1 pseudogene is annotated in these 421 nt (G+C 27.6%); it reads right to left on the minus strand.

What is annotated here, in order from left to right:
- Positions 1-322, minus strand: a pseudogene (locus tag ACF91D_RS32140) (CPBP family intramembrane glutamic endopeptidase); the annotation flags it as partial.
- Positions 323-421 lie beyond the last annotated feature (99 nt).

Here is a 421-nt window from a genome sequence, read left to right on the forward strand (position 1 = left end):
ATGTAACAATGATGAGTTTCCAGTATTTCTTAATATTACTGAAGCCACTTTTCCACTCAATTTTATAACTATTTTTATGTAACAACATCCATATAATCATGATAAATATAAAAACACCAATCTCCATTAACAAATCAGCGGCGCTCGACCCATCAAATTTATCATTACTGTAACTATCACCAAAACTTATATTAACTGCCCACGTTACACTCAAAATTATAAGTGACAAGAAAAAATTACTAGCTAAATAAATGATTGGCAGAAAAAAATCTTTACCGTTAATATCCTTCCATCGATATTTCTTTTCGTTTTTAACCGACATTATAGTCCCTCCTAAAGTTTTATATATAACACACTTTTACATTGTACAATTTCCATTTTCTTCAAATATTTTACAATAATATAAATAGATAGTATAGAT

The sequence above is a fragment of the Staphylococcus sp. 231237_7MaSpsaltlick genome, assembly GCF_043107035.1.